The sequence below is a fragment of the Pseudoalteromonas xiamenensis genome (assembly GCF_030994125.1).
In the GTDB taxonomy this organism is placed as follows: Bacteria; Pseudomonadota; Gammaproteobacteria; order Enterobacterales; family Alteromonadaceae; genus Pseudoalteromonas; species Pseudoalteromonas xiamenensis_B.
Genome location: NZ_CP099917.1, coordinates 916,634 through 939,958 on the forward strand (window position 1 = coordinate 916,634; position 23,325 = coordinate 939,958).

The window sequence follows — 23,325 nt, forward strand, 5'->3', positions numbered from 1 at the left end:
CAGAAACACCCAGAGGCGAAAGGTAGTAAACGCTGTCAAAAAATCAGTAATAAGCTGATTTATAAAAACAATGCTCTCATCAATTTCAATCGTGCCCGATATCGAGCATGTTATAAGACGGTTAAAAAGTTCTCAGAAAATCACTCAGCGATTTAGTCAACGCTTCTTCTTGGATGGGTTTAGCAATATAGCCATTCATGCCCGCGTCCAAACACGCTTCTTCATCCCCTTTCATGGCATTGGCGGTTAAAGCGATAATCGGGATTCGTTTTAGGTCCTCGCCGCCCTCACCTTTACGAATGCGTGAGGTAGTTTCAAAGCCATCCATTTCTGGCATTTGACAGTCCATTAAAATCAGTGAAATGGGGTTTTGCACATCGTCGTGTTGCACAAGGAGCATTAACGCTTCAGCACCATTGCTTGCGATACTGACTGATAATCCCATTCTATCGAGCATTTTCGTGGCGACAATCTGATTAACTTTATTGTCTTCAACCAATAGCACGTGCTGACCCGAAAATAATGGGGACTCTTGATGTTCTATTGGCTGCTCTGCTTGATTATGATATTCATCACAGTGCTTTTGTAGTTGCTTCAAATTGGAAGGCGTCAACGGTTTTTGCAGATAATCAACGTAACCAAGAGACAAAAACGCCTGTTTGTCTTCACTATCTGCAATGCTCCCAAGCATGATCACATCGGCTTTTTGATGACGCTGCACCGTCTTTATCCAATCATCAGTATGCTTTTGTTCCACGCGTCGAGATAACATCACGACATCATATTGTTTTTGCTGTATACGACTAAGCGCGTCTGATAATGTCGCGGCAGAATCAACTTTACATCCGCACATCTCTAGCATTTGTGACATACATTGATTAGCCGAGGCGTTGCTTTCGATTAGTAAAATCGCCTTTTCCTTTTGCGGATAAATCGCGGCATCATGCTCTAGGCTGTTTTCTTCGAATAATACATGAAATGAAAACTGACTCCCTTTTCCGCGTTCACTAATCACACTCACGTCACCGCCCATTAGCTCGCACAACTTTTTGACGATGGCTAAACCCAGTCCCGTACCGCCATACTTTCGCGTTGTCGTCGCATCAATTTGCGTAAAGGAGGCAAAAAGTCGCGACTGCTCCTCTTTGGATACGCCTATTCCCGTATCTTTCACCAATCCACTCAGCTCGATACCTGCTTCCGTTCTTTCTGTTCGTAACGAAACCAAAATTTCTCCATACTGGGTAAATTTAATGGCATTGCTGAGCAGGTTACTCAAGATTTGTCTAAACCGTATCGGATCCCCCATCAATTGCAGGTGTTTCATTTCTGCCGTATCGAGCATTAATTCGACATTATTCGGGTCTACCTTATATGAAAAAGCGGTCACAAGCTCTGACACCAACGCAGGTAAAGAAAAGCTAATTCTTTCAAGCTCGAGCTTATCCGCTTCAATTTTAGAAAAATCGAGGATGTCATTAATTAGCGTAAGTAAGCTTTGCGCACTTGAGCGCGCAATATTGACGTAGTTTGCTTGCTGATCAGTGAGCTTTTCTTTCTCCAGTAAACTCAACATGCCAATGACACCATTCATTGGTGTACGAATTTCGTGACTCATATTGGCTAAAAACTCTGATTTTAATTTTGACCCTTCTTCTGCCCTCAACTTTGCTTCTGCCAAACTTTGATTTGCCATGACAAGCGCCTCTTGAGTCTGTTGGTTTTTCTCAAGTCGCAATGCGCCAACCATGATAGCTAAACCAAAATTAAAGAATTGCTGACTTATCATCACTGAAATCATAAACCAATGCATCACAAAGCTTTGATCTTGCAGCGCGCCCATGTTACCTGGCTGAACAGCAGACAAACCGCGAATTACCGCCGCAATGATGAGAACAACAATCCCCACGCTGACTAAAAGCGCACTCTTATTTGTGGCTTTACGCCGATGCTTGAAAAGACAATATAAAATCCAAACGCTCGTAATCAATAAACAGCTCATACCAAGGAGAAGGCGACCCTCATAGCTTGGGTAAATGTAGGTAAAGTTGAGCTGCAACATGGCAAAAATACTGAAGTATGCAGACACTGGACCGACCGGAATACGGTTACAAAGCCCTTGATATATTCCCAATAAAATCAATAACAAAGATAGCTGACCACTCCAATTGGAGAGCACAAAGCGCATAAAATCAGGTAAGACGTTTTGCAATGCAAAAAAGGAAAAATTGACAAAAAGAAACCATGGCGCAATCGCCCAGTAAGCCGTTGCTTTTACATCGCGATTTGCCATCCATAGAAACGTCAATGCGATAGCCGACGTTACTATGCTTATGGCACTCATAATCAAAATAGTTTGCGTTGATAACTCTATCATATCGCTTCGGCTTTTTCCGTTGTGGTAAACTCGTCCCTTATCTTTAGCTTACACATTGAACAAGCAAAAAGACGACTCACGAACACTATCGTTATTTCGTCATTCAACGTCATTGATGCTATCGCAAAGATTCGAATAGTTTAGTAATTAAGGTAGGACAGCAACTTAGCGCTGTAAAGGAAGCCTGCTTAGATAACAACAGTCAACGAAAGGCGCGGTTTAGCAAAGACTAATCCGCTCCCGAGTCTTGGATAGGCAGCCCTGTCGCTAGGTTAATATTGCGGCTTTAATCTCACGAACCAACTTTACATTTTTGTTCTCGTCAGACGAACTCAGCGTCAATACTTCACCCGTTGTCACATCGAACTCATACAGGTCAAAGCCTTCTTTGGTTAGCACTAATTCAAGCACCACGGCAAAATCGGGTATGGAAGGGTAATTGATAATGTCGAGCACAGGTTCAAAGACATAGACTTGCAACTCATTCGCAATGCATTCAGCTTGCTTAACAACTCGTGTAAAAGTCCCCTCAAGCAACGGGAGAGCGGTAGAACAGGAATAGCATGTAAACAAACTTGGCTGCCCAACATAATGCACTTGTAATGTTCGGTGCTTTACTGTTTGACCTGTTATCGAGTGATGAGAGGACAAACCATTCACTGAACTGCGGCTACCTAGAAAACGTGCTTGCAATTTAAATCCAGCGTCATCATTTGCAAATAGCGAAAAAACACTCGCATGTCCTATTTCTCCGATATCGGGTAGTTCGCCAAATGCCTGAATTTCTCTTACCACTTTCTCTATCAAAAAAAACTTGTCTTGACTTAAGCGGAACAGTAGGTGTGCTAAACGTTGATCTTGCTTTGCTGTTGGCAAGCCACACTGAATTACACGTGTAGTTTCGTCAATGAACCTTTGAAATTCCAGAGGCTCGTTTACTACGGGACGATAAATCACAGTCATAGTGTATCTCCAGCAAAAGATAGGCTAGAACACACGTGTTCAATCGCTTTGTGGGAAACATGAGCATTGGCATGAAAAAGTTGATACTGTTTCAACAGCGCCAACGCTCGCTCCGGCGAACGTGAGTGAATTCCTTCAATGGCCTGCCATGCGAGTTCAAACAGTGATGAACGAGAGAGCTGAATCAGTGCTGTCAAACTGGACTTGCCACCATATAACGTCAACAAATTAATAAAGTTCAAAAGCCGCTCATGCCGCTGATAGCGATATTCAATCGCTTTGACAGTAAGATGGTTGGCATCAAAACGAATACGGTGTGCCTGTTCTGTCGATTTACCTAAGTTAATCAACCAAATAGCATCTGATGAGGCTGATAGGTTAATAGCATAACTGCCTTCAACGGACACACGGTCGTTTGCATTAAGAGTGAATGCCGAAGCCATGTTCTGTACTTCGATTTGCCCGATATGCTGCGCATCAACATTAAACAGCTTTACGAGTTTAAGCTTAACCTCTCCTTCAATAACATGAAATTCAACAGGTCCCTCAAGGACATATTCATTTGTCTCAACCGCTCCTTTAAACACGGCAATTTGGTTTAAGATCGAATCCTGTAATACAATCCCGTGCTGTCCAAATAACTTAACGCTATGTACGTCTTGTGTCTTATTGGGTAAAAGCGCCGCTAACGTGCTTTTATTGAAACTCATTAAGGTTTTACACATATATCCATCCTTGAATTTAGTGGTCACTGGTTTTCTATTGCTCAGGAAACACCATGCTGAGATGTAACATAATCGTCACAAAATCAGCTTTTTACCTTATGTGAATTTCGAATATCGTATAAACACATCGTTGATTGAAAAATACACATCACGAGGCGTATACGGACATGTGAAAATTTCTCGACATGAAATTTTGTGAGGAACAATCGCTGAAGACATTGTTTGCACTGTAAAATTGGATAATCGTTAAATTAGTTTATCGATGTTTGTACTGAGTTTTACAATAAGCTCGCTGGACATGCGGAGAGCGAAGTTGTTGGTGCTTTGTTTTTCGACCAGCGTGCCGTTGTCGCCACACTTTAAAGCAGCCTTCGCTCATCGAACTTCGCATCAACTTCACAACTTGGGTGGATGAAATACCGAATTGTAACTCTATTGCTTCAAACGGTGTTCTATCTTCCCACGCCATTTCAATGATCCGTGATAGATCCGCATCAGTATAATTCATTACGCAATCTCAAAAATTTAGACAGTCATTACGAAGTGACCTCGGATAAGATCAATGACCCATAAAAAACTTCATTTACCGAGCAAAATTTGCCTAGACTGCCAACGTCCATTTTTATGGCGGAAGAAATGGGCAAAAGACTGGGACCGGGTACTATTTTGCTCCAAACGATGTCGAAGCCAGAAGTAGGCCATTCCTGCTCGTACTGTCTCGCTTTCTATTTAGTGATGCTTGAGTTTGGCCTTTAAGTATTCGTTGGGCGATGTGCCATACCATTTCTTAAACGCTTTATTAAACGAACTCTGCTCCGAAAAGCCGAGTTTCTCTGCAATCAATGAAAGTGGTATAACACCAAGTAAAGGCGCTAATCGTCGTTTTCGCTCTTCATCGAGTAGTTCACTAAAACCGGTATTTTCTTCTTTAAGTCGACGTTGCAGGTGACGACAAGACAAATTAAGCGCAGCGGCGACTCTGACTTGGTTCACATTAAATAAATCGGATTTGGCTTCAAGTAACATGGTCACTTGCCGTTTTACGCCAGACGTTTTTGCAAACATCGCAAGTGCATCATCTGACAAATGTAGAAAGGTACGGTGCATCGTTTCATTTTTACTCAGAAATGGCATATCCAACAGATGTCTATCAAAAACAATCGCATTTTCTGACTGCTTTACTTGAATAGCGCATCCAAACCACGCGGTAAGTTCAGGTAAATTCGTAGCAGGAATGTCAAAAGCGAAACGAACTTCAAGCGGAGACAATGTTGATTTTAGCACCTGTCGCGTCACCGCGACCCATGCCGTCATATTGCGTAAAACCACATGCGAATTTGATTTACTAAAAGGCTGCCAACTGATTTTCGCTTGCTGCTGTTCTGTAAATTCAGCACGGCCGATATTCGCGACCAACGCATCGTATCGCAGCAAAGCTTCTATGGCCTGTTTTAAATCACGACTCGATTCGACTAAGTAACCCAACACACCATAGTCCGCAGCAAGAATGGATTGCCCTAAATGGAAGCCAAATAACGTATCCGTAGTAAGCTTTGCGCCCACCTCCAGCAACGTTTCATAGTACTCAAGCGGCACGCGCGTGTCATGCCCTCCTTCTGGCAACAAGGACAAGTGGCTTTGCAGCAAACGCTCACTAATACCTTGACTTTCGAGGTATGCAATGACACTGGCAAAATAAACGTAAGAAGTTGAGTAATTCATGTCGCAATTGGACAAAAAGTTGGCGTTATCCAGCAAGATAACGGAAAACAACCTCGTTACGCTAGTCCCAAATAGGAACTTATAAAGAAAAGTCTGATGAAAAATCGCTTGGTGGACGTCACTTCAATCCACATTATTCCAACTACGCCGACTAATCTGCTCACAACGTTGCTTGATCATAATCAGCTTTCTCGTTTTTTCGGAGCCTCTATCACGGAAATTCGCCCAGAAATAGCTGGGGCGCCAAAAGGAGGTAAAGGGACGCAGCGTTTAGTCTCGATGCTTGGGTTTAAATTTATCGAAGAAATTACGGATGCCTCCGTTGATAAAATTGAATACGCCATTCAAGGCAACTTTCCTCTGAAAGGCCACCGTGGCGTTATTGAGTTCTATCCAAGTGACACAAAAACCGTATTGCGCTACCAAATCACAGGCCAAGTTCCGCGATTTATACCCGTCTTTCTCATGGCGTTGATCATTCGTCGCGATTTAAATCTAGCACTCAAAAAACTGGAGGTATTTCATGCCTGTTGAGTTAATATTACTGGCTCTAAGCCCTCTTTTCCTGCTGTGCATTGCGGTTGAGTATTACCTACATCCGACCGATTACGCACTCAAAGACTCCATTCAAAATACACTGCTTGCTCTTTTACACCAAGCGAGTGACGCTATCGCACTTATCCTTCTCATGCCGCTATTTCACTGGTTCGCCCAGTTTTCACTGTTTAACATTTCGCTCTCTCCAGCATCTTTACTGATAGGCTTTTTGTTTCAAGATTTTTTGTATTATTGGTTTCATCGAGCTTCGCACAACATTCATTGGTTGTGGTGCGCACATGTGGTTCATCACAGCTCCGTTCGCATGAATTTCACCACTGCTTTTCGTCAAAGTTTACTTTATCCTGTTTTAGGAATGTGGCTGTTTTGGCTACCGATGATATTACTGGGATTTGATCCTGAACTGGTGTTTGCCATTGTCGCGATTAATCTCGCTTTTCAGTTCTTTGTACACACAAAGCACATCGGAAAATTAGGTTGGCTGGAACATCTGTTTAATACGCCCACACATCACCGAATTCACCACGCAAGCAATGATCACTACCTTGATAAGAATTACGCGGGTGTCCTCATCATCTGGGACAAACTATTTGGTACGTACGTTGAAGAGGATGAAAACATTACTATCGAATATGGGATACAAGGTCCTGCACCTCAAGATAACCTTATCGCAATTAATTTTGCTCAGCTATGCCATATGTTGAAGTCGATGAGGCATGCATACGGACTAAAAGCTAAGATTCACGCGATATTTGGCTATCCTTCAACGCTTGATAGCACTTCAACTGAAATATCTTCCATTGAGTTTACACTGACAAGCCCTCATAGTAGGGAAGAATCCAATGATTGAGGAAAGACAAATGATTGAACAAGGACAAGCTTTACCGCAAGGTGTACTTGCAGAACTGACAAGCGATGGCGTAGTAAATCACGAAACAGCCACGTTGTTTGCAGACAAAAAAGTGGTTGTGTTTGCAGTACCAGGAGCGTTTACACCAACGTGCTCAGCAGCTCATTTACCTGGTTACGTGACACTCGCAGATAAGATCAAAGCCAAAGGTGTTGATCTGATCGTCTGTGTTTCCGTGAATGACGCCTTCGTCATGAAAGCCTGGGGCGATGCTCAAAACGCACAAGAGATCACCATGCTTGCTGATGGCGATGGTAGCTTCACCAAAGCATTAGGCCTTGAAATGGATACTGGTGCATTTGGCGGTGTTCGTTCACAGCGCTATGCGATGATTGTTGATAATGGTGTGGTTACAGCTCTTAACGTTGAAGCACCAAAGTCATTCGAAGTCAGTAAAGCTGAAGTGATTCTAGATACGCTTTAATACGACTTTAAAACAATTCAAATAAAAGAAAAGCGCTTTAAAGCGCCTTTCTTTTTTCTGCTCAAAGTTGAATTAGTTGGCCTCTGCTGGCTTGGAAATCGGTGCTCTTGCGTGCGCACGAGCGTAAATTTTCTTACGCAGGGCGCGTTGCAGTAGGAAAAAGCTCAGCGTCGCTTGCAAAAATACGGTCGCCACTGAAAGCGTCCAAATGGTAGTCACCGCTAAATCATCTTGCGACACAAAATACACTAACAAGCACGAAAATGTTGAAACCCGCACAAAAGTACTCGCAAGTGAGGGCAACGTATTGCCAAAAGCTTGGAACATACCTGAAGCCGCAAAGACCATCCCTGCTGGAACAAAGTTAAAACCAACAAAACTTAAAAACGTAGCAGCCACTAGAATCACTTCAGGATCATTGCTAAATGGACCTAAAAACCATTCAGGCACAAAGATACAAGGTATAGCCATCATCGCCATCATCCCAACGGTCATACCCATAGAAATCTTATACGTTGCGTACACCCGCTTCACTTTGCCGGCCGCATAGTTTTGCCCTGCAATGGCTGGTGCAGCAAACGCAATCGCCATGACGGGTAAAAAAAGTGACTGCATAATTCGCGTGCCTAAACCAAAGCCAGCTTGTTCCGCTGGGCCAAAACGGCTCAGAGCCCAATAAATTAGCGCCATATAGAAAAACGTTAACATAAATTCGCTGCCCGCAGGGACACCTACTTTTAGGATACCTTTAAAAATTTTCCAATTCGGTGTCATTTTGGCAAAATGCAACGTCAGCGTATTCGGGTTTTTGTAGAGGTATTTGATCACCAGAACTAACGCAAAAATAGCGGATACTGAGCTTGCACAAGCCGCACCGCTCACGCCCATTTCTGGTAATATGCCACCCGCGCCGGTAATAAGTAACGGAGACAACACTGCATTTAAAATGAGAGCTAACATTTGTATACCCATCAAAGGCTTAACAAGTCCAGCCCCCGCATCGATGCAGAGATCACCGTCAACACAAATTGCAAGGCCAGTGAAGGCAAAAACCAATGGAAATAGCTAAAGGCCATTTGTCTAGTCTGTTCGTCACTCACCAACGCATTGATGTAGGCATGGCCAAAGTTATACCCGACAAAGAGTGTTATAAGCGTGGCGGCCAAACCATAAAACATACCATGGCTGTAAATCGACTCTGCTTCATCACGGTTTTTCCGCCCCATGGCATGAGCAACTAGCGTTGCGCAACCCACATTAAACACTTGGGTTATTGCCATGATAAAAAAGAACAAGTTTCCAGCTGTACTGACGCCTGCAAGTGCAGCCTCGCCTAATTGACCAACAAAAAACAAGTCGATAAGAAAATACATTGTTTGAATGAGCATGCCCATTGCAATGGGGACGGCCATGTGAACAATGTGTTTTTGAATAGGACCTTTTGTTAAATCCTGCATTGAATATCCCTTAATAGACGACGCAAACAACGAAACCTTGGTTCTATACGACGGATATATGACGCTTAAAACAAAGGTTACTTCTAGGATGGCTAGATCCTAAAAACCAATTGTCTAATCTACCTGAGTCACGAAATTTTGCCTATTTAAAGAGTGTAAAAAAGTTTAACGCGACGAAGACAAAATACCTGTAAGATCACATACCTAAATTTAAGATGAACGACCATTCATCACGTTGAAGGAAACTCCGTGGACGACACACTCTTACCGCTGTTTAGCACCATTTTATTACTCTTCGCGAGCGCCGCGCTGTTCTTTTCTCGCAACATTGCCTTTTTGTTCGGCGTCATGACCATCGCAACCAGCTTTGCCTCAGGGATCATCTCTGCAATGGGGCTCGCGGTGATAGCCCTGATCGGCTTACTGGTATACGCTCACACCAAAGTGCAACAACCACCGCTAAAATCGTTACTTACTGGAGTGCTGTTACTGGCCTGCGTGCTTCTTGCGACACATTTATTACCTGGATTTAATAATCCACAATGGCTTGAAAAAGAATTTAAGAGTGAGTCCAGTTTAGCCTTTTCTATGTATTTAAATTTCGATAAAGCATTGGTGCTTTTCATCCTAGCTGGACTCTATCCCTTTTTGTTCGACAAGCAAGTCTCGGTTAGCAGCGGGACTTTGGGTCTCACCCCTCGCTCTAAACTCATACTGATTTTGTTGTTTGGGAGTATTTTCCCACTCGCCATGACACTGGAACTCATTGAGCTTGAAATGGGACTGCCTTCTTGGTGGTGGCTGTTTGCGCTCAATAACCTGCTTATCACCTGTACAGTTGAAGAAGCTTTTTTCCGCGGTGCACTTCAAGGACAAGTTCTAAATCGTTTTGGTGCCGTCACGGCACTTTTGATAAGCAGTGTATTATTTGGTGCAGCTCATTTTGCGGGTGGGTTGGAATACGTATTGGTGGCAACCGTAGCCGGTTGTGGCTATGGCTACGTTTACGCCTCAACAGGTCGGCTTTCGCTTGCCGTGTTGAGTCACTTCACGGTCAACTTTATCCACTTGGCCTTTTTTACTTATCCTAAACTTGCTCCTATTGATCTCTAGACGCGATAAGCAAATGTCGGTCTTCTCTTTGTGGCTACAGCAACTGGCAATTTAGACGCGGTAGTCACAGGGATGTACCACTTGCATCCTCGGCGTGCTTTTACACGTCCATAGCTTGAACGGCTAAAACTAAACATTGAACAAATTTTTTAACTTTTATTCAATGAGTTAATCTATTTCATTGTGCTTTTACCCCCTTTCTATCCTATTTGAATTCTGTATAAATAAATGAAATGTTCTTGCACTTTTCATGTAACCCGCTTAAAAGTGAAATAAATGTTAATTTAAAATAAATACTCTACATGACAACCGCAAAGGATACTCTGCACATGACACGACATTTACTTTCACTCTCCACCTTTATTGCGCTCACGCACCCTGCACTTGCGAGCGATTTTCAAGCACTTAATGAGGCTCTACCGCCAAGTTACGTCATTAATGGCACTGAGCCGGTTTTCGATTTCGATGGTGATGGTTGTTTACCAAGTGCCGGCATTAATCGTTCAGGCCAACAAAATGCTGGATTAAAAACCTCAGGGAAAATTACTGGCGATTGCCGAGATAACCATTTTCTCAATACGTCGAACACCGTGCACCGCTATGTCTGTCAAGACAACGCAACTGGCTACTACTGCGCGCACTTTTACTCATTGTATTTTGAGAAAGACCAAGTTTTTGATTACTTTGGTGGAGGCCATCGGCACGACTGGGAATACGCCGCAGTTTGGACAAAAAATGGGTTGGTTACACACGGTAGCTATAGCGCGCACGGAGACTTAAATACAAAGCCTAAAAATGAGCTACCAATGGAAAACGGCCACCTTAAAATCGTTTACCACAAAGATGGCATTTTAACGCATGCAATGCGCTTCGCTAAAAACAATGAATATGCTGAAAACGCCTATAATCGCTTCGTCACCCCCGCCATCATAAGTTGGTATCGCATGACAGGCGACGGTATTTCAAATTTAGAACTGAGAAGCAAACTAAACTCGTACGATTATGGTTCTGCGACATTACCCGTAAAAGACAGTCGCTTTCTGTACAACGTAAACCGCTTCAAACCTGCCGAATACCCCTCCTTCACAGAATATGATGTAGAACATTCACAATAATGTTCGCTTGATTCTGAATGCGTTTAATCATCGAGCACAACGCAGCCCATCAGAAAACGGCATTAATCTTGTCGTTTTCACTTACATTTCAACACAAACACTTCCTTGCTCAAAAATAAAGCAAATAATTTCTTCCCAAATTAGAGTAAATATGTAAAATCACAAATCTGCAACAATTGAGTAACTTAGTTGATGCACAATCCCAAAGTTGAACAGTTTGGGTAGTTCGGAAGTTCTTCTTCGAATGCATGGATAGCGCCATATAACTTTAATAATAACACACGGTTAGCTATGAAAATTTCAATTTACAGACCTTTGACGGGACTATGCGCTGCAGCGCTTTCTTTTCAAGCATTCAGTGCAATCCCAAACAATTACTATCAATCGGCCGATACGTCGTCCGCTACCACGTTAAAATCGAGTCTCCACGATATCATTAAAGGTCACACCAAGATCCCCTATACGGCATCAACAACTGACACATGGGACGTGCTAGAGCTTGCAGATCAAGACCCTGCGAATACCGCAAATGTCATCGACTTATACAAAAATGCCAGCTATATCAAAGCGGGTGGCGGCAACACAAACTACAACCGAGAGCATTCTTGGCCAAAATCATATGGCTTCCCAAACGATGGCCCCGACAATTACCCCTACACAGATCTGCATCACTTATTTATTGCTAACAGCAGCTATAACTCCAGTCGTAACAATAAACCGTACGCGCTTTGTAGCGATGCAGCCTGCATTGTGAAGACCACTGAAGTGAATAATGGTCGTGGCGGTGGCGTTTTGGACGTGAGCTTAACGCTTGGCAGTGGCGCTGCAGATGGCATTTGGCAAACTTGGCCTGCTCGCCGTGGTGACGTTGCTCGTGCACTTATGTATTTAACTGTTCGCTATGAAGGTGGCGTGCATTCAACGACAGGCGTGGCTGAGCCAGACTTAGAATTAACGGACAACCGTGCATTGATTGAGGCCTCAAATACAGGAGGCAATGAAGCAACAGCCTATATGGGATTGAAATCCGTACTCATTAGTTGGAACCGTGAAGACCCTGTTGATGATTTCGAACGTCGCCACAATGAAGCCGTTTATCAAGCTCAAGGCAATCGTAACCCATTTGTTGATCACCCTGAATACGCGACTTGTTTATTTGAAAATCAATGTACGGGTACCCCTGCTGGACAACTTCCAGCCACACCATCTGGTTTTTCTGGGGTGTCAGGTGATGGCTCAATTCGCCTAACATGGCAAGCCAACACAGAAAGTAACCTAACGGGCTATCGAATTACTCGCCAAAGTGACACCAGCGCAGAAGCAACCTTAGCAACCATAACCACCACGTCGTATATCGATAACTCGGTGAGTAACGGCGTACGTTACCAATATCGTCTTTATGCGCAAAATACTCTCGGTAATCAATCCACACCAGCCAGCACATCGTGGTTGATGCCAGCAACACAAGTCACCGAAGGTATTTGGATCAACGAATTGCATTATGACAACGATGGTACTGATGTAAATGAAGGTGTTGAGGTTGCCGGTAGTGCTGGATTAAATCTAAATGGATGGCAGCTTATCGCGTACAATGGAAATGGCGGTGCAGCATATAAAACAGTGGCCTTGAGCGGTACGCTTAGCAATCAAAGCAATGGGTTTGGTACAGCCTCGTTTGCTATTTCAGGCCTGCAAAACGGGGGGCCCGATGGTATTGCGTTAGTCAATGCGGCCAATCAGGTTGTGCAGTTTATCAGCTATGAAGGAAGTTTTACCGCGACGGACGGCCCTGCCAAAGGAGTCACCTCTCAGGACATCGGGTTGAGCGAATCCACCACATCGCCCGTTGGTAAGTCATTGCAATTGACGGGATCTGGCACAAACTCAAATGCCTTTACGTGGGCTTTACAAGATGCGTCGTTCGGTCAAATCAATGCCGGACAATCCTTTGGTGGCAGCACCCCGCAAGAACCAAGCTTGTTTACCAATAGCAACCAAATTGCAATTCCGGATAATGGTAATGTTGATTCTACATTAAACGTTTCAAAAACTGGGGTATCTGGGAATGTAATGGTCAGTGTAAACATCACCCACAGCTATCGTGGTGATATTGCCCTAACCCTTGTTGCGCCTGATGGCAGTCAATATTCTCTGAAAGAGAAAAACGGCAACGACGGCGTCGCAAATGTTGTCGAACAATTCCCAGTCAATTCAACCAGTAAAAGCCAAGGAACTTGGACGCTAAAAGTATCAGACAACTACAAACAAGACACGGGTACACTGAACAGTTGGTCACTGCAATTTAACCAATAAACATCCCCCGATATTGTGCGTTCACTACTGCAGCGCACGGTGCTAATAGCCCAGTTTCCGTTGGCCGTATACCAACGCAAAACTGGGCTTTTTTATGAACAAATTCCGTCCAATTATTTGTAATAACTTGCTGAGCTAACTACAGTTAACCTAGTTCGCGCGTACACATACAAACGGAGTCTTACATGGCGCAACGCTCTCTTCTTTGGCCTCTACTGCTTGTCACCTTACCCAGTGCGTGGGCTGAATCAGATGAACGAGCTTTGTTCGACTTATCGTTAGATGAACTTCTTGCAACGACCGTTGAAACAGCAAGTAAATATAAAGAATCGTTTACGGAATCCTCTGCGATAAATACCGTCATTAGCCGCGAAGAAATCAAAGGTTTTGGTGCAAACAACCTTGTTGAGGTACTTGAACGAGTTGTCAGTGTCCATATGACCGGCTCAAACTTTTTTCCTCAAAACGTAATGTCAATGCGCGGGGATTTACTCGGCCATTACGATAACCATGTCTTAATGCTCTTAAATGGTCGCCCTATTCGAGAATCTTATGCCGGAGGTGTTAATTTTTCTGTTTATACCGCTTTGCCGCTGAGTGTTATTGAACGCATTGAAATCATTCGAGGTCCGGGTTCTGCACTTTATGGCACTAACGCCTATTCTGGTGTCGTGAATATCATCACCTCAAAACAACAGCCGTCACAGATGACAGCAACCTTTGGCAGCTTCGATACCAAAGCATTGGAACTGTCTACTCATATCGAGTCGGAAGCATTTAAGGGGAACATTGCGCTCAAGTTATTTGATGAACAAGGATGGGATTTTGCTGCATTTGATAACAACCATGTGTTCGGCCAAACCGATTACGGTGAAACAAACGTAGGTCTCTTTGCTGACGCAACCTATGGCAATATTTCAGCGAACTTACTCTACACAAGCAGCAAACAGCTGTTTATTGGCGCATCAGCCGACTGGGTCGCTGGCCCAGCAATTGATGACCGAACCATGGAGTCAGAACGCTTATTTTTCGATATTAGCCATGAGTTAAATCTTGATACTGATTGGCTAATGCAAAGTCATTTATCGTACTCGACGATGACCTTCGATCATTACAACTATCTTGGTAAATCCAAAGACACTACGTTGGAAATCACCACGCTTTATCGCCCTTCTGAACAGTTAAATTGGGTGATTGGCGCTACGCTTTGGTATCAAGATGTGGGCTCTGAAGCTCGGCTTGCTAAAGCACCCGTACCGGACTTTACCGCAACATGGTACACAACTTACACGCAGGTCGACTATAAACCGTTTGAAGCGTTAAAACTCATTGCAGGTTTACAATGGAATAAAGCAGACCAACTCGACGCGAAAGTAGTTTCTCGTTTAGGTGCAACGTATCAACTCACCCAAAATATTGGTTTTAAACTCATGCGAGCACAAGCTTACAGGGCTGCGTTTGGCGTTGAAACGGGTTTTTCCCTCATACTCACAAACCCTGATGGCTCTATTCGTGGCGGCCTTCGTGGAAATCCAAACCTAGCACCAGAAGAAATCACCACAACCGATGCCCAACTCTTTTATCACTCTGAACAAGTCCAACTCGCTGCAACGTTTTTTCACAGCAAACTCAGTCAACTCGTGGCTCGAGAACGAGCGGCTGACAACGTGATTGATTTTGTAAATAAGGGTAAATTAACCCTTGATGGGTGGGAGCTCGAAGGCAAATATAACCTCAACGCACATTGGCATCTAATGGCAAGTTACAGCTATCAGTTTAATGAAACGGACACCCACATCGAGAACTTTACGACTGTGCCAAACCACCTTTTTAAAATGGGTGCAATTTACCAATCGATGCATGGTGTCAGCATTGGGGTTTTCCAAAATTACGTCACCGAGGCAACTGACATTGCGGTGCAAAACCCTGCTCGGCAAGCGTATAACCCTGCAGCAAGTCAGTACGCCCTGTGGAGCGCCAAAGTAAGTTTAGACTTAGGTCAATTCAGTCCGAGTTTCACCAATACTCAAATCAGTCTCTATGGATACAACATCACCGATGAGGATATTTATCATCCTGATTTTATAGGCAAACGGATTAACACCCTCCCCGTACGCCAAGGCAGAAGCTGGTATTTAAATGTGAGTTATAAGTTCTAATGCTGCCAAAACACAATCTTCTTTCCTTGCCCAGTGTGTGCATTTAAGGCTACATTGTGGTCGTATGTAGTTCTTGCAAAATAGTCAGTAACTACTTGAAATAATAAATGAAAAACAAGGAATGAATAATAATGCAAAATACGTTGTATATAGCAGAACCTATATTCTCTGAAAAACTCCAACAATTCGACCCAGAATCCGCATTTCCAGCAATTAAAAAGATTGGGATTACCACGGATCATCCAGCACGACGAGAAAAAGAGTTATTAGGTACAAAAAGCCCTGTAAAAATAGCAATAGTTAAAGCTTGAACCAACCTTGATGCACGCAGAGTTGAGGCAATGCTTCATAACATACTTGATAATTCTAGACTCGATGGAGAGTATTTCTGGGATGGGAATGAGACACTTGTTGATGCCGTCACTAATTTCATTGAATCCTATCATAATGAAGCTCAAGAAATACAAATTTCGGATGATGCCGATGTTACCGCTGCTACAGTAGCCGTCGACAAAAAGAACTCTCAAAGGTTGTACTCCGAGGTCATTCCAACTCTGGACTTACTAAAAATAAAGTACTCAATCCCTAGTCATGGGCGTAGAGTAAACTTTAGACTAGGTGAGTATATTTTGACTGTAAGTGTTAGATCAGGCGATAGATACACTCTGACGATTTGGTCTAAAACTAAAACCACTGAAGACGCTTTATCAGATTTCGAACATTCTCAAGAACTATCAGCGCAAGGCTCCGAAGATAGTACTCGTAGAGCGAGAATACCAATGAGTCAACTATCAGTAATATTTGAATCAATAAAAAACTATTCTCAAAAAAAACGTCATTTGACATGACTTAAAGGCTGACTAGAAGCAAACGACTATAGGAAAATTCGTACTCAATACTATGTTATTTAGACTAATCCAATAACCCTGCGTGCAGCGCTTTAAGCACTGCGCGGGTGCGGTCTCGCGTATTTAGTTTCGCTAAAATTGTTGAGACATGGTTTTTCACCGTCCCTGCAGCAAGAAAGACCGCATCGGCAATTTCTTTATTTGAATAGCCCGCGGCCATTAACTTTAAGATTGCTAATTCTCGGTCATTTAGGGGCTCAATATTGGGGTCAGCAAACGTACTGAGTTGTTCCTTGGTTAGTTGGCCAAGAAGAATAGGTTCTGCCAACGTTTGTCCGTCAAACACGGCTTCTAGTGCTTCTGCGAGTTTCTGACTATCTACGTCTTTGAGCAAAAAGCCATTTGCACCTGCTTGCATTGCTTCAATAAACAGGTCGGGCTCATCGAAGGTGGTAAGCATCACGACCTTGACCGTGTGATTGTATTGGCGTAATGCTTTTAGAAAGGCAATGCCATCCATTTTGGGCATTCGAACATCCACCAGCAGCACATCCACTGGGCTTTTATCGACTTTGTCCAAGGCTTCGAGGCCATCACCCGCTTGCCAACACAGTTCAAATACGGTGTTCAGGGACAACAAACTCGCAATCCCCTGTCTAACCAGCGCTTGGTCATCAACTAATGCAACTTTAATCATTGATTTTCCTTTTTATACGGGAGCACGAGCAACCAACACCCACTCACCGCGATCGTGTGTCACGTTAAACGTGCCCTTTACGGCTTGCATGCGCTCTGTCATGGTCTTCAATCCAACACCTTGCGATTTCGCTTTTCCCTGTAAGGTATTTCGAATTATAAGCACCAGTGTATTTTCAGCGATGTTTAGCGTGACGTTCACATCATTTTGACTGTGTTTCAGTGCATTCGTTAGACCTTCTTGAGCAACACGAAACATCGCTTCAGCGGTGAGATCTGGGATAGCATGATCCCCTAAGTCACAGGTAAAGGTTATGTGTCGACTTGATATTCGCTCTATTAGTTCGGTCAACACGCGTTTTAGGTCGATATCCATTCGGCTTCGCTGCGCTCGAACAACTTTGCGGATCTCAGCCAGTAATTCTTTGGCGACTTGTTTCGTTTCCAAAATTCCCTCTTTCACAGGGGACGTCGCTTGATGAGACAAAAATTCTAAGTTTAAAGTCAGGGCCGTAAGCTGATGCCCACAAATGTCATGAAGATCACGGCTGAGCTGCAATCTTTCGGATACTCTCACGGATTGTTCCAGCATTGTTTGTGTCGCGGCCAACTCCGCGTTTTTAAGTTCTAAAGCGGCTCGTGCCAATTGCTCTTGTACTACGTTTCGGCTCACTGCCAAAGAGAACAGTTGAAACGCAACGTAGAGTAAATTCCCGACAAGTACATTCAACCAGTTCAATTCATAAAAGGTCGTATGGATCGTAAATGCAGCAGTATTCACGCCGAGCAACACCATTACAGCAAGACGCATGGAAAACACAAACGGCAGTTGACCTGCTAATACCACCAGCAGGATCGCACTCATAAAATGTGACGTTGTGAGGCAAACGCCAAAATAAGCCGCTATTTGCACGAAGATGGCAGCAACACGAATTGATTGAGGACGGCTTAGGAATGCCGATAAGTTTAACGTAAGGAACGCTGCACCAAACAACCCAATAAAACTGTGCAACTGAACCGTTGTTTCGGGCGTTTTAAGTATCACCAACGTAATAATGGCCGCTAAAAGCCCTGAAATACAGAGTGTTGGATTAAATCTATCGTGTGCGGAAGGCATAACGGCTCGTTTCTTTTTTTGAGCCATCATAGACAGCCTGAGTGCAAAAACCAAGCCTCAAAGGCAAATCGTGACTTTTGGCATGGGCATCACGGTTCATGCAGTTGAATATTTATGAACCAAAGACTTGCGAAAAAGGACCGTTGCCACCAAATTAAATTCGGTATTTCTATTTTGTCATCAGCCTTGGATATCTTCATTCCCAATGTTGACGCAACTCTTTTCGTTTAAACTTGCTTAGGAGCAATGGACGTGGCAAAACTCAAACTGACGTATTTCGATGTACATGGCGGGCGCGCAGAACCGATTCGATTGGCCTTGTACCTTGGCGGTATTGAATTTGAAGACTATCGCTTTAGTTATAGTGAATTTCCAGAAGTGCGCAAATCAACGCCTCTTGGGCAAGTACCCGTACTCGACATTGACGGGTTAGTGGTGACACAAAGTAATGCAATAACCACCTACGCAGGCAAACTCACCGGTTTATATCCAAAAGATGATTTACAAGCTCTACTTTGTGAAGAAATCATGGGGTCGGTAGAAGACGTCACAAGCCGGATCGTGAGTACGTTTGGTTTGCAAGGCGACGCTCTTATCGAGGCGCGCGAAAAAGTCACTCAAGACTATTTGATTCCGCATTTAAATTGGTTGGCGACAAAACTGGGTAACAACAACTACTTTATTGAAAACACACTGTCTGTTGCAGACCTTAAAACGCTTGCTCATTTGGCATGGTTGAACAGCGGAAGACTGGATCACATTGCCAGTTCACTTGTCGCCGAGCACGCCCCAACACTCCAAACTTTCTTTAATCAGCTCATGCAGCATCCGAAAATTGTCGAATACTACGCTACGCACTAGTGTCGTGTAGATTGGGCGTATTACTACGCCCAATTAGTCTTCCGCTAAGATAGCTTGTAATGCCTCTTGAGAGTCTATTCGAGCAAGGATACCCGCCCCTCAGTGAGCTGATTTTTACGACCTGACAGTAAAAAAACTGCCTCGTAATATTTGTCCAAGCATTTAATATGTGCCTCGAGATTTTTTTCAATTTAAACTATCGCGGATTGATAACTAATATTGACAATAAACACCTTGACGCCTTGTTCGTAAGAGCAATTCCTAACGTACTAGGCTTGCTAATTTAGTACTTTAACGTGTGGTAATCTGTGCTCTAACCACGATCTAACGGCATATAACTCTTGGATTGGGAAACTGAACTGCGCAGTCACTCCAACAGACACTGGGTTGTATGGCAATGACAAATATGCCTTCTCTTCAACCACTTCAAGTACCATTTTTTTGATGTCATGGATATTGAAATCGTGCTCTCCAAAATGAAGCGTATCTTGGGTTACATTGAGCAGTGACAGAGGTACATCAACATAGCGTATTACGTCATTTTCACGATAAAAACCACCCATCGCGAAAACAACCAAGTAAGACATACTTGCCATGCTCACCATGAATTTATATGCGTCGTTGACCAATGCTTCATAACAGGCAAACGACAACAAACCAACATACATCACGACCACAGTTTTGCGCCACCGTGGCAGTGATTGAAAACGAGTTCCGAGATTTGCAAACATCATCCAGCGCCATCAAATTAGGTACAGGCAAACTACCACGAAGGCTGATGTAAGTCGATAAGAGAAACTCTAACAGCATGAAAAATATAACAATAAAAAGCGCCTGAACGGCGCTTTCGGGTATTTAAGTTATGGCAAACAACTCGCCTTAGTAAAGAAGTACCTTACTTCGTAATCTTCACACGTTGTTTTGCTGCTACTGCCACCATTACTGGAATTCCAACAAGCAAAACCGGAACTATCGTTGACGAGTTTTTGCCCCGTGAGACTCGCGTCTAACTTCGTGTCCACAACTCGCGCGACAATAGCGGCAATGTCACTGGCTTCGCAGCTTGCGGAGATATTTCCCGCTGTTTTGTGCGTGTTAAAAAGCTCATTATCACCACTTGAGGGATCATCTTTGTCTAACCAATCCGTTGCATATAAACCTTCATTCACAAATGAGTTAGCGATTTTATAAATCCCGAGTGAATCGATTTCGCTCCCTTCCGTGCCGTGAAAGGCAAATATTTGCTGTGTTGAGGTTGAGGTATATGTGGTGCAACTACCAGAGCTAGTACCACCCGAAATCGTACTGCCCGTGCTCGAGGTGAATTTCAAATAGTAGACCGTGTCGTAGCCATATTTTTCATCATCTCGACAGATTTTCACGTCGTCTAAGTATTGCCCTTTACTGCTATCAAAACTTAACGTACTGCCCCAGCTTCCACCGCTCCCTCCATAGGTTACACATAATTCTGACGTGCCAACACTCGCATGACTGACGCTTTGTGTGGTCTCATAGCACGCTTGCAATCCATTGATTCGACTGCCAGAACGAATACGAACCGATTTTAAGTTATACGAACCACCAACCAGTGCTTTACGTTTTAACATGCCGATACCGTCAAAAGCGTCGCCTTTGTTCGTTGAACCCACTGCGCTTTTCTCAATGAACTGCCAATCAATGTAGTTTGTAGCGTTTGAAAGCCAAAAATCGTCAAATGCTTTGTAGTAATTCACCCAATGGTTCTCGCTGCTAGAACCAATAACATTGAGTAGCTGAACTTGTTCATAGGCATTAAATGGCATACCAAACGTGTAAGTACCCCCTAACGCTTTACAGCTTGCAAACCCCATGTGCCAGGTGCCTTTTTCAGACGAAAGCTTCCAGTTTCGGTCCTCGTCGACACAAGTGTGATACTGGTAAGTAGTGCACGCTTTGTCGGCAATCGCATCATCGTTTTCAAGGCTTGCGCAATCTCCATTTCCATTTGGTCTGTTCGCTTTCCAAGACCAAATGTAGTCCTCGATTTGAACTTCATTCGCCCCATAACCACTTGCAGCACTAGTGTTATTCGCCTCGACTAAAGCAAGTTCCAAAATCTGAGCCCCTTTTTTGGCCCAGCTACTCATCACTTTACTGCCCGTTTTACTTGAACTTGGACCGTCTGTATTTAGCTGTGTCGCATCATCGATGACAACCGTCATGTTTCTCGCATTGTAATGCGATGTTTGGTCATTGCTGACGCATTTATCGTTGCCGTTTTGGCAAAAGGGTTGGTTACTTTTAAGGTTGCCGCTCGAATCAAAGGCATCAACACCGATGAACACGGTATTCCAAAATTTTGAGTAGTTGCCGGCACTGTGATAAGAACACAAGTCGCTGTGATCACGTGGTGTTTGCACAACCGCGACGATTTGCTTGCCCGCCGCGAGAATGTCGCGTTTCGTCAGATGTGACACGGGTAATGACGCGCAGCTCTTATCTGGATATCCCCAATCTGACGGCAGCAGCAAATAGTCACCGATGTCGTTTTGCAGTCGCTCACCAATTTTGTTATGCCAATTATTGTGATCGTTGTGCTTGTAAGCTTCAATCTTCAGCAAGATCACTTCATCAGGGTTAGCTTGTAAAAACGACTTCAAATCGTCTAAGCCTTCAGATAACTTGGCATGGAAACTAGAGCAGAGTGCCTTATTCTCTAACGAATTGTGGCAAAGCATTGGCGTCGAATCGAACGTGCCTTCAGGGTAAATATCAAATTCCATTTCGCGAATACCGCGACTTAACAGGCTTTTTGGTGAGTAATATTGATTCACATCGGTATAGGTTCCCTTGCTCCAAGAGTAAGAAGCGTAACCGTTGTGCGCACCTGCCCAAAGTGTCTTGGAAAACGGCGCAAAGTTATCGATTTGTCCTTGTAAATCGAGACGGGTTACCTTGTCATCATCAGTGTCTATTGCTGCATTAGTTGACCAAGGTATTGCTGATGCGACGACTAGACTCGCCAGCAGGAATGCGAGTTTTTTGAATTTATTACGTTGTTTCATGGTGAAATTCCTCTCCTTTTCATTACACAGTAGGTCCTTAAGCCAGAACACGCGGACCGCATCATTCTGGTACGAGCAACCAAGTTGGCCAATCAAACACCGATATGATTGGTATCTGTAATTAAAATGGGGGAAAGTGCAAAGAATGAGGAAGTTGAAAAACAAAGTAGCAAAATAGTTAAAAACGTTAAAAGATTAACGATAGGCAAGCATTCAAGACGATGACTTGCCTATAAAAAACGTGGCCAAATTTAATGATTCACAGCGACACCATTGCAATACATTCTAGACGTTTGGTTTTCTCTTAAGATTTGAATTTGATCGTAGTCAAGACCCGCAAGTGTTGGCTCAATAGTATTATCAAATGCCGTTGCGGCCATTTGCAGTGCGTCACTTTGCACATCTATCTGCTTAAGTTCTGACGCCATCCCCGCAAGCGCCCTATCTAGTTTTTGACTAGCCGCTTCCATGCGGCGCTGGTTATCATTCTCTCGCTCTGCAACATCAGCGTAGGCGTGACGAATGTCGGCAATTTCATCATCATGTGATTGAATGAGCTCGTCCACCTTTTTGAGAGGTATCGCCACCCTATCAAATTCACGCTGCTGCTCTTTTAACCGATCATAAGCCGCCAATTGCAACTCATTCAATGGCACATCCAGAATTGGCTGACAGTCGCTGTAGGCAATTAAACGCGCCGGTTTCGTTTTATCCGCAGACTGTGAACCTGCAGCCGCAGCTATTGATGCCATACAAGCAATCAAAGCAAGTGTTATTTTGAATCGCATAATTCGCTCCATTCGACGACATAGTATTTAGTTTCCTATAGTTAGTCGCGCAAACAACGTAAATAGTTTGTTTGAATGAACACCATTTGAATCATTTATTGTATACAATATATTTTATTCATGTTAATACTATGA

Annotated in this window: 23 protein-coding genes; 11 read left to right on the plus strand and 12 right to left on the minus strand. The window is 43.6% G+C overall.

Annotated features, from left to right (window positions below):
• Positions 1–121: 121 nt before the first annotated feature.
• The 4 genes from NI389_RS04215 to NI389_RS04230 all read right to left on the minus strand — a co-directional run bounded on the left by NI389_RS04215 (position 122) and on the right by NI389_RS04230 (position 4,573).
• Entirely contained in the window at positions 122–2,377 is a 2,256-nt protein-coding gene (locus NI389_RS04215) for a response regulator (RefSeq protein ID WP_308361745.1), read from the minus strand.
• 267 nt (positions 2,378–2,644) lie between these two features.
• On the minus strand, positions 2,645–3,340 hold the full coding sequence (locus NI389_RS04220; protein ID WP_308361746.1) for a hypothetical protein: 696 nt from the start codon (positions 3,338–3,340) through the stop codon (positions 2,645–2,647).
• The gene (locus tag NI389_RS04225) at positions 3,337–4,065 is read right to left on the minus strand and encodes a hypothetical protein (protein WP_308361747.1); all 729 of its coding nucleotides are present in this window, start codon (positions 4,063–4,065) and stop codon (positions 3,337–3,339) included. Before NI389_RS04225 ends, NI389_RS04220 begins: the two co-directional genes overlap by 4 nt.
• A 256-nt stretch (positions 4,066–4,321) precedes the next feature.
• Positions 4,322–4,573: a TIGR03643 family protein gene (locus NI389_RS04230; RefSeq protein ID WP_308361748.1), complete on the minus strand. Its 252-nt coding sequence runs from the start codon at positions 4,571–4,573 to the stop codon at positions 4,322–4,324.
• Positions 4,574–4,627: 54 nt separating this feature from the next.
• Here NI389_RS04230 and NI389_RS04235 point away from each other — a divergent pair, with 54 nt between their 5' ends.
• A complete protein-coding gene (locus NI389_RS04235; RefSeq protein ID WP_308361749.1) occupies positions 4,628–4,762 on the plus strand; it encodes a DUF2256 domain-containing protein in 135 nt (44 codons plus the stop codon).
• 32 nt (positions 4,763–4,794) lie between these two features.
• Here the strand turns inward: NI389_RS04235 and NI389_RS04240 are convergent, their stop codons facing one another.
• The gene (locus NI389_RS04240) at positions 4,795–5,787 is read right to left on the minus strand and encodes an AraC family transcriptional regulator (RefSeq protein ID WP_308361750.1); all 993 of its coding nucleotides are present in this window, start codon (positions 5,785–5,787) and stop codon (positions 4,795–4,797) included.
• A gap of 96 nt (positions 5,788–5,883) precedes the next feature.
• Here NI389_RS04240 and NI389_RS04245 point away from each other — a divergent pair, with 96 nt between their 5' ends.
• Genes NI389_RS04245 through NI389_RS04255 form a run of 3 tightly spaced genes read left to right on the plus strand, consistent with a single transcriptional unit; the run spans position 5,884 to position 7,679 of the window.
• Positions 5,884–6,321, plus strand: coding sequence for an SRPBCC family protein (locus tag NI389_RS04245; RefSeq protein WP_308361751.1), 438 nt, complete (start codon positions 5,884–5,886; stop codon positions 6,319–6,321).
• Complete coding sequence (locus NI389_RS04250) at positions 6,311–7,195, plus strand: sterol desaturase family protein (protein WP_308361752.1); 885 nt, start codon at positions 6,311–6,313, stop codon at positions 7,193–7,195. The genes NI389_RS04245 and NI389_RS04250 overlap by 11 nt, the downstream gene beginning before the upstream one ends.
• 10 nt (positions 7,196–7,205) lie before the next feature.
• The gene (locus NI389_RS04255; RefSeq protein WP_308361753.1) at positions 7,206–7,679 is read left to right on the plus strand and encodes a peroxiredoxin; all 474 of its coding nucleotides are present in this window, start codon (positions 7,206–7,208) and stop codon (positions 7,677–7,679) included.
• A 72-nt stretch (positions 7,680–7,751) separates the two neighbouring features.
• Here the strand turns inward: NI389_RS04255 and NI389_RS04260 are convergent, their stop codons facing one another.
• A complete protein-coding gene (locus NI389_RS04260; protein ID WP_308361754.1) occupies positions 7,752–8,639 on the minus strand; it encodes an MATE family efflux transporter in 888 nt (295 codons plus the stop codon).
• An 11-nt stretch (positions 8,640–8,650) separates the two neighbouring features.
• The gene (locus tag NI389_RS04265; RefSeq protein ID WP_308361755.1) at positions 8,651–9,136 is read right to left on the minus strand and encodes an MATE family efflux transporter; all 486 of its coding nucleotides are present in this window, start codon (positions 9,134–9,136) and stop codon (positions 8,651–8,653) included.
• A 249-nt stretch (positions 9,137–9,385) separates the two neighbouring features.
• On the opposite strand from NI389_RS04265, the gene NI389_RS04270 reads away from it, so the two are divergent.
• The 6 genes from NI389_RS04270 to NI389_RS04295 all read left to right on the plus strand — a co-directional run bounded on the left by NI389_RS04270 (position 9,386) and on the right by NI389_RS04295 (position 16,684).
• On the plus strand, positions 9,386–10,249 hold the full coding sequence (locus tag NI389_RS04270; protein ID WP_308361756.1) for a CPBP family intramembrane glutamic endopeptidase: 864 nt from the start codon (positions 9,386–9,388) through the stop codon (positions 10,247–10,249).
• 329 nt (positions 10,250–10,578) lie between these two features.
• Positions 10,579–11,364 (plus strand): NPP1 family protein, encoded by a 786-nt coding sequence (locus NI389_RS04275; RefSeq protein WP_308361757.1) that lies wholly within the window; start codon positions 10,579–10,581, stop codon positions 11,362–11,364.
• A gap of 291 nt (positions 11,365–11,655) precedes the next feature.
• Positions 11,656–13,677: an endonuclease gene (locus NI389_RS04280; protein WP_308361758.1), complete on the plus strand. Its 2,022-nt coding sequence runs from the start codon at positions 11,656–11,658 to the stop codon at positions 13,675–13,677.
• A 185-nt stretch (positions 13,678–13,862) separates the two neighbouring features.
• Positions 13,863–15,836, plus strand: coding sequence for a TonB-dependent receptor plug domain-containing protein (locus tag NI389_RS04285; protein ID WP_308361759.1), 1,974 nt, complete (start codon positions 13,863–13,865; stop codon positions 15,834–15,836).
• Between the two features lie 131 nt (positions 15,837–15,967).
• The gene (locus NI389_RS04290; protein ID WP_308361760.1) at positions 15,968–16,147 is read left to right on the plus strand and encodes a hypothetical protein; all 180 of its coding nucleotides are present in this window, start codon (positions 15,968–15,970) and stop codon (positions 16,145–16,147) included.
• A 30-nt stretch (positions 16,148–16,177) separates the two neighbouring features.
• Positions 16,178–16,684: a hypothetical protein gene (locus tag NI389_RS04295; protein WP_308361761.1), complete on the plus strand. Its 507-nt coding sequence runs from the start codon at positions 16,178–16,180 to the stop codon at positions 16,682–16,684.
• A gap of 64 nt (positions 16,685–16,748) precedes the next feature.
• Here the strand turns inward: NI389_RS04295 and NI389_RS04300 are convergent, their stop codons facing one another.
• Entirely contained in the window at positions 16,749–17,381 is a 633-nt protein-coding gene (locus NI389_RS04300; RefSeq protein ID WP_308361762.1) for a response regulator transcription factor, read from the minus strand.
• Positions 17,382–17,393: 12 nt separating this feature from the next.
• Complete coding sequence (locus NI389_RS04305) at positions 17,394–18,497, minus strand: sensor histidine kinase (protein ID WP_308361763.1); 1,104 nt, start codon at positions 18,495–18,497, stop codon at positions 17,394–17,396.
• Positions 18,498–18,743: 246 nt separating this feature from the next.
• Between NI389_RS04305 and NI389_RS04310 the strand changes: the two genes are divergently transcribed.
• On the plus strand, positions 18,744–19,358 hold the full coding sequence (locus NI389_RS04310) for a glutathione S-transferase (protein WP_308361764.1): 615 nt from the start codon (positions 18,744–18,746) through the stop codon (positions 19,356–19,358).
• A gap of 278 nt (positions 19,359–19,636) precedes the next feature.
• Here NI389_RS04310 and NI389_RS04315 read toward each other — a convergent pair whose 3' ends face one another.
• From NI389_RS04315 to NI389_RS04325, 3 genes are all read right to left on the minus strand, one after another.
• Entirely contained in the window at positions 19,637–20,092 is a 456-nt protein-coding gene (locus NI389_RS04315; RefSeq protein WP_308361765.1) for a hypothetical protein, read from the minus strand.
• Between the two features lie 126 nt (positions 20,093–20,218).
• The gene (locus NI389_RS04320; RefSeq protein ID WP_308361766.1) at positions 20,219–22,402 is read right to left on the minus strand and encodes a jacalin-like lectin; all 2,184 of its coding nucleotides are present in this window, start codon (positions 22,400–22,402) and stop codon (positions 20,219–20,221) included.
• Positions 22,403–22,653: 251 nt separating this feature from the next.
• The gene (locus NI389_RS04325; RefSeq protein WP_308361767.1) at positions 22,654–23,190 is read right to left on the minus strand and encodes a hypothetical protein; all 537 of its coding nucleotides are present in this window, start codon (positions 23,188–23,190) and stop codon (positions 22,654–22,656) included.
• Positions 23,191–23,325: the final 135 nt, after the last annotated feature.

Coding starts and splice junctions, on each gene's coding strand:
- NI389_RS04250 (WP_308361752.1), top strand. CDS start 6,311: ATGCCTGTTGAGTTAATATTACTGGCTCTAAGCCCTCTTTTCCTGCTG.
- NI389_RS04300 (WP_308361762.1), bottom strand. CDS start 17,381: ATGATTAAAGTTGCATTAGTTGATGACCAAGCGCTGGTTAGACAGGGG.
- NI389_RS04310 (WP_308361764.1), top strand. CDS start 18,744: ATGGACGTGGCAAAACTCAAACTGACGTATTTCGATGTACATGGCGGG.
- NI389_RS04325 (WP_308361767.1), bottom strand. CDS start 23,190: ATGCGATTCAAAATAACACTTGCTTTGATTGCTTGTATGGCATCAATA.
- NI389_RS04260 (WP_308361754.1), bottom strand. CDS start 8,639: ATGTTAGCTCTCATTTTAAATGCAGTGTTGTCTCCGTTACTTATTACC.
- NI389_RS04235 (WP_308361749.1), top strand. CDS start 4,628: ATGACCCATAAAAAACTTCATTTACCGAGCAAAATTTGCCTAGACTGC.
- NI389_RS04225 (WP_308361747.1), bottom strand. CDS start 4,065: ATGTGTAAAACCTTAATGAGTTTCAATAAAAGCACGTTAGCGGCGCTT.
- NI389_RS04305 (WP_308361763.1), bottom strand. CDS start 18,497: ATGCCTTCCGCACACGATAGATTTAATCCAACACTCTGTATTTCAGGG.
- NI389_RS04275 (WP_308361757.1), top strand. CDS start 10,579: ATGACACGACATTTACTTTCACTCTCCACCTTTATTGCGCTCACGCAC.
- NI389_RS04265 (WP_308361755.1), bottom strand. CDS start 9,136: ATGCAGGATTTAACAAAAGGTCCTATTCAAAAACACATTGTTCACATG.
- NI389_RS04285 (WP_308361759.1), top strand. CDS start 13,863: ATGGCGCAACGCTCTCTTCTTTGGCCTCTACTGCTTGTCACCTTACCC.
- NI389_RS04280 (WP_308361758.1), top strand. CDS start 11,656: ATGAAAATTTCAATTTACAGACCTTTGACGGGACTATGCGCTGCAGCG.
- NI389_RS04215 (WP_308361745.1), bottom strand. CDS start 2,377: ATGATAGAGTTATCAACGCAAACTATTTTGATTATGAGTGCCATAAGC.
- NI389_RS04320 (WP_308361766.1), bottom strand. CDS start 22,402: ATGAAACAACGTAATAAATTCAAAAAACTCGCATTCCTGCTGGCGAGT.
- NI389_RS04295 (WP_308361761.1), top strand. CDS start 16,178: ATGCTTCATAACATACTTGATAATTCTAGACTCGATGGAGAGTATTTC.
- NI389_RS04245 (WP_308361751.1), top strand. CDS start 5,884: ATGAAAAATCGCTTGGTGGACGTCACTTCAATCCACATTATTCCAACT.
- NI389_RS04255 (WP_308361753.1), top strand. CDS start 7,206: ATGATTGAACAAGGACAAGCTTTACCGCAAGGTGTACTTGCAGAACTG.
- NI389_RS04290 (WP_308361760.1), top strand. CDS start 15,968: ATGCAAAATACGTTGTATATAGCAGAACCTATATTCTCTGAAAAACTC.
- NI389_RS04315 (WP_308361765.1), bottom strand. CDS start 20,092: ATGATGTTTGCAAATCTCGGAACTCGTTTTCAATCACTGCCACGGTGG.
- NI389_RS04240 (WP_308361750.1), bottom strand. CDS start 5,787: ATGAATTACTCAACTTCTTACGTTTATTTTGCCAGTGTCATTGCATAC.
- NI389_RS04230 (WP_308361748.1), bottom strand. CDS start 4,573: ATGAATTATACTGATGCGGATCTATCACGGATCATTGAAATGGCGTGG.
- NI389_RS04220 (WP_308361746.1), bottom strand. CDS start 3,340: ATGACTGTGATTTATCGTCCCGTAGTAAACGAGCCTCTGGAATTTCAA.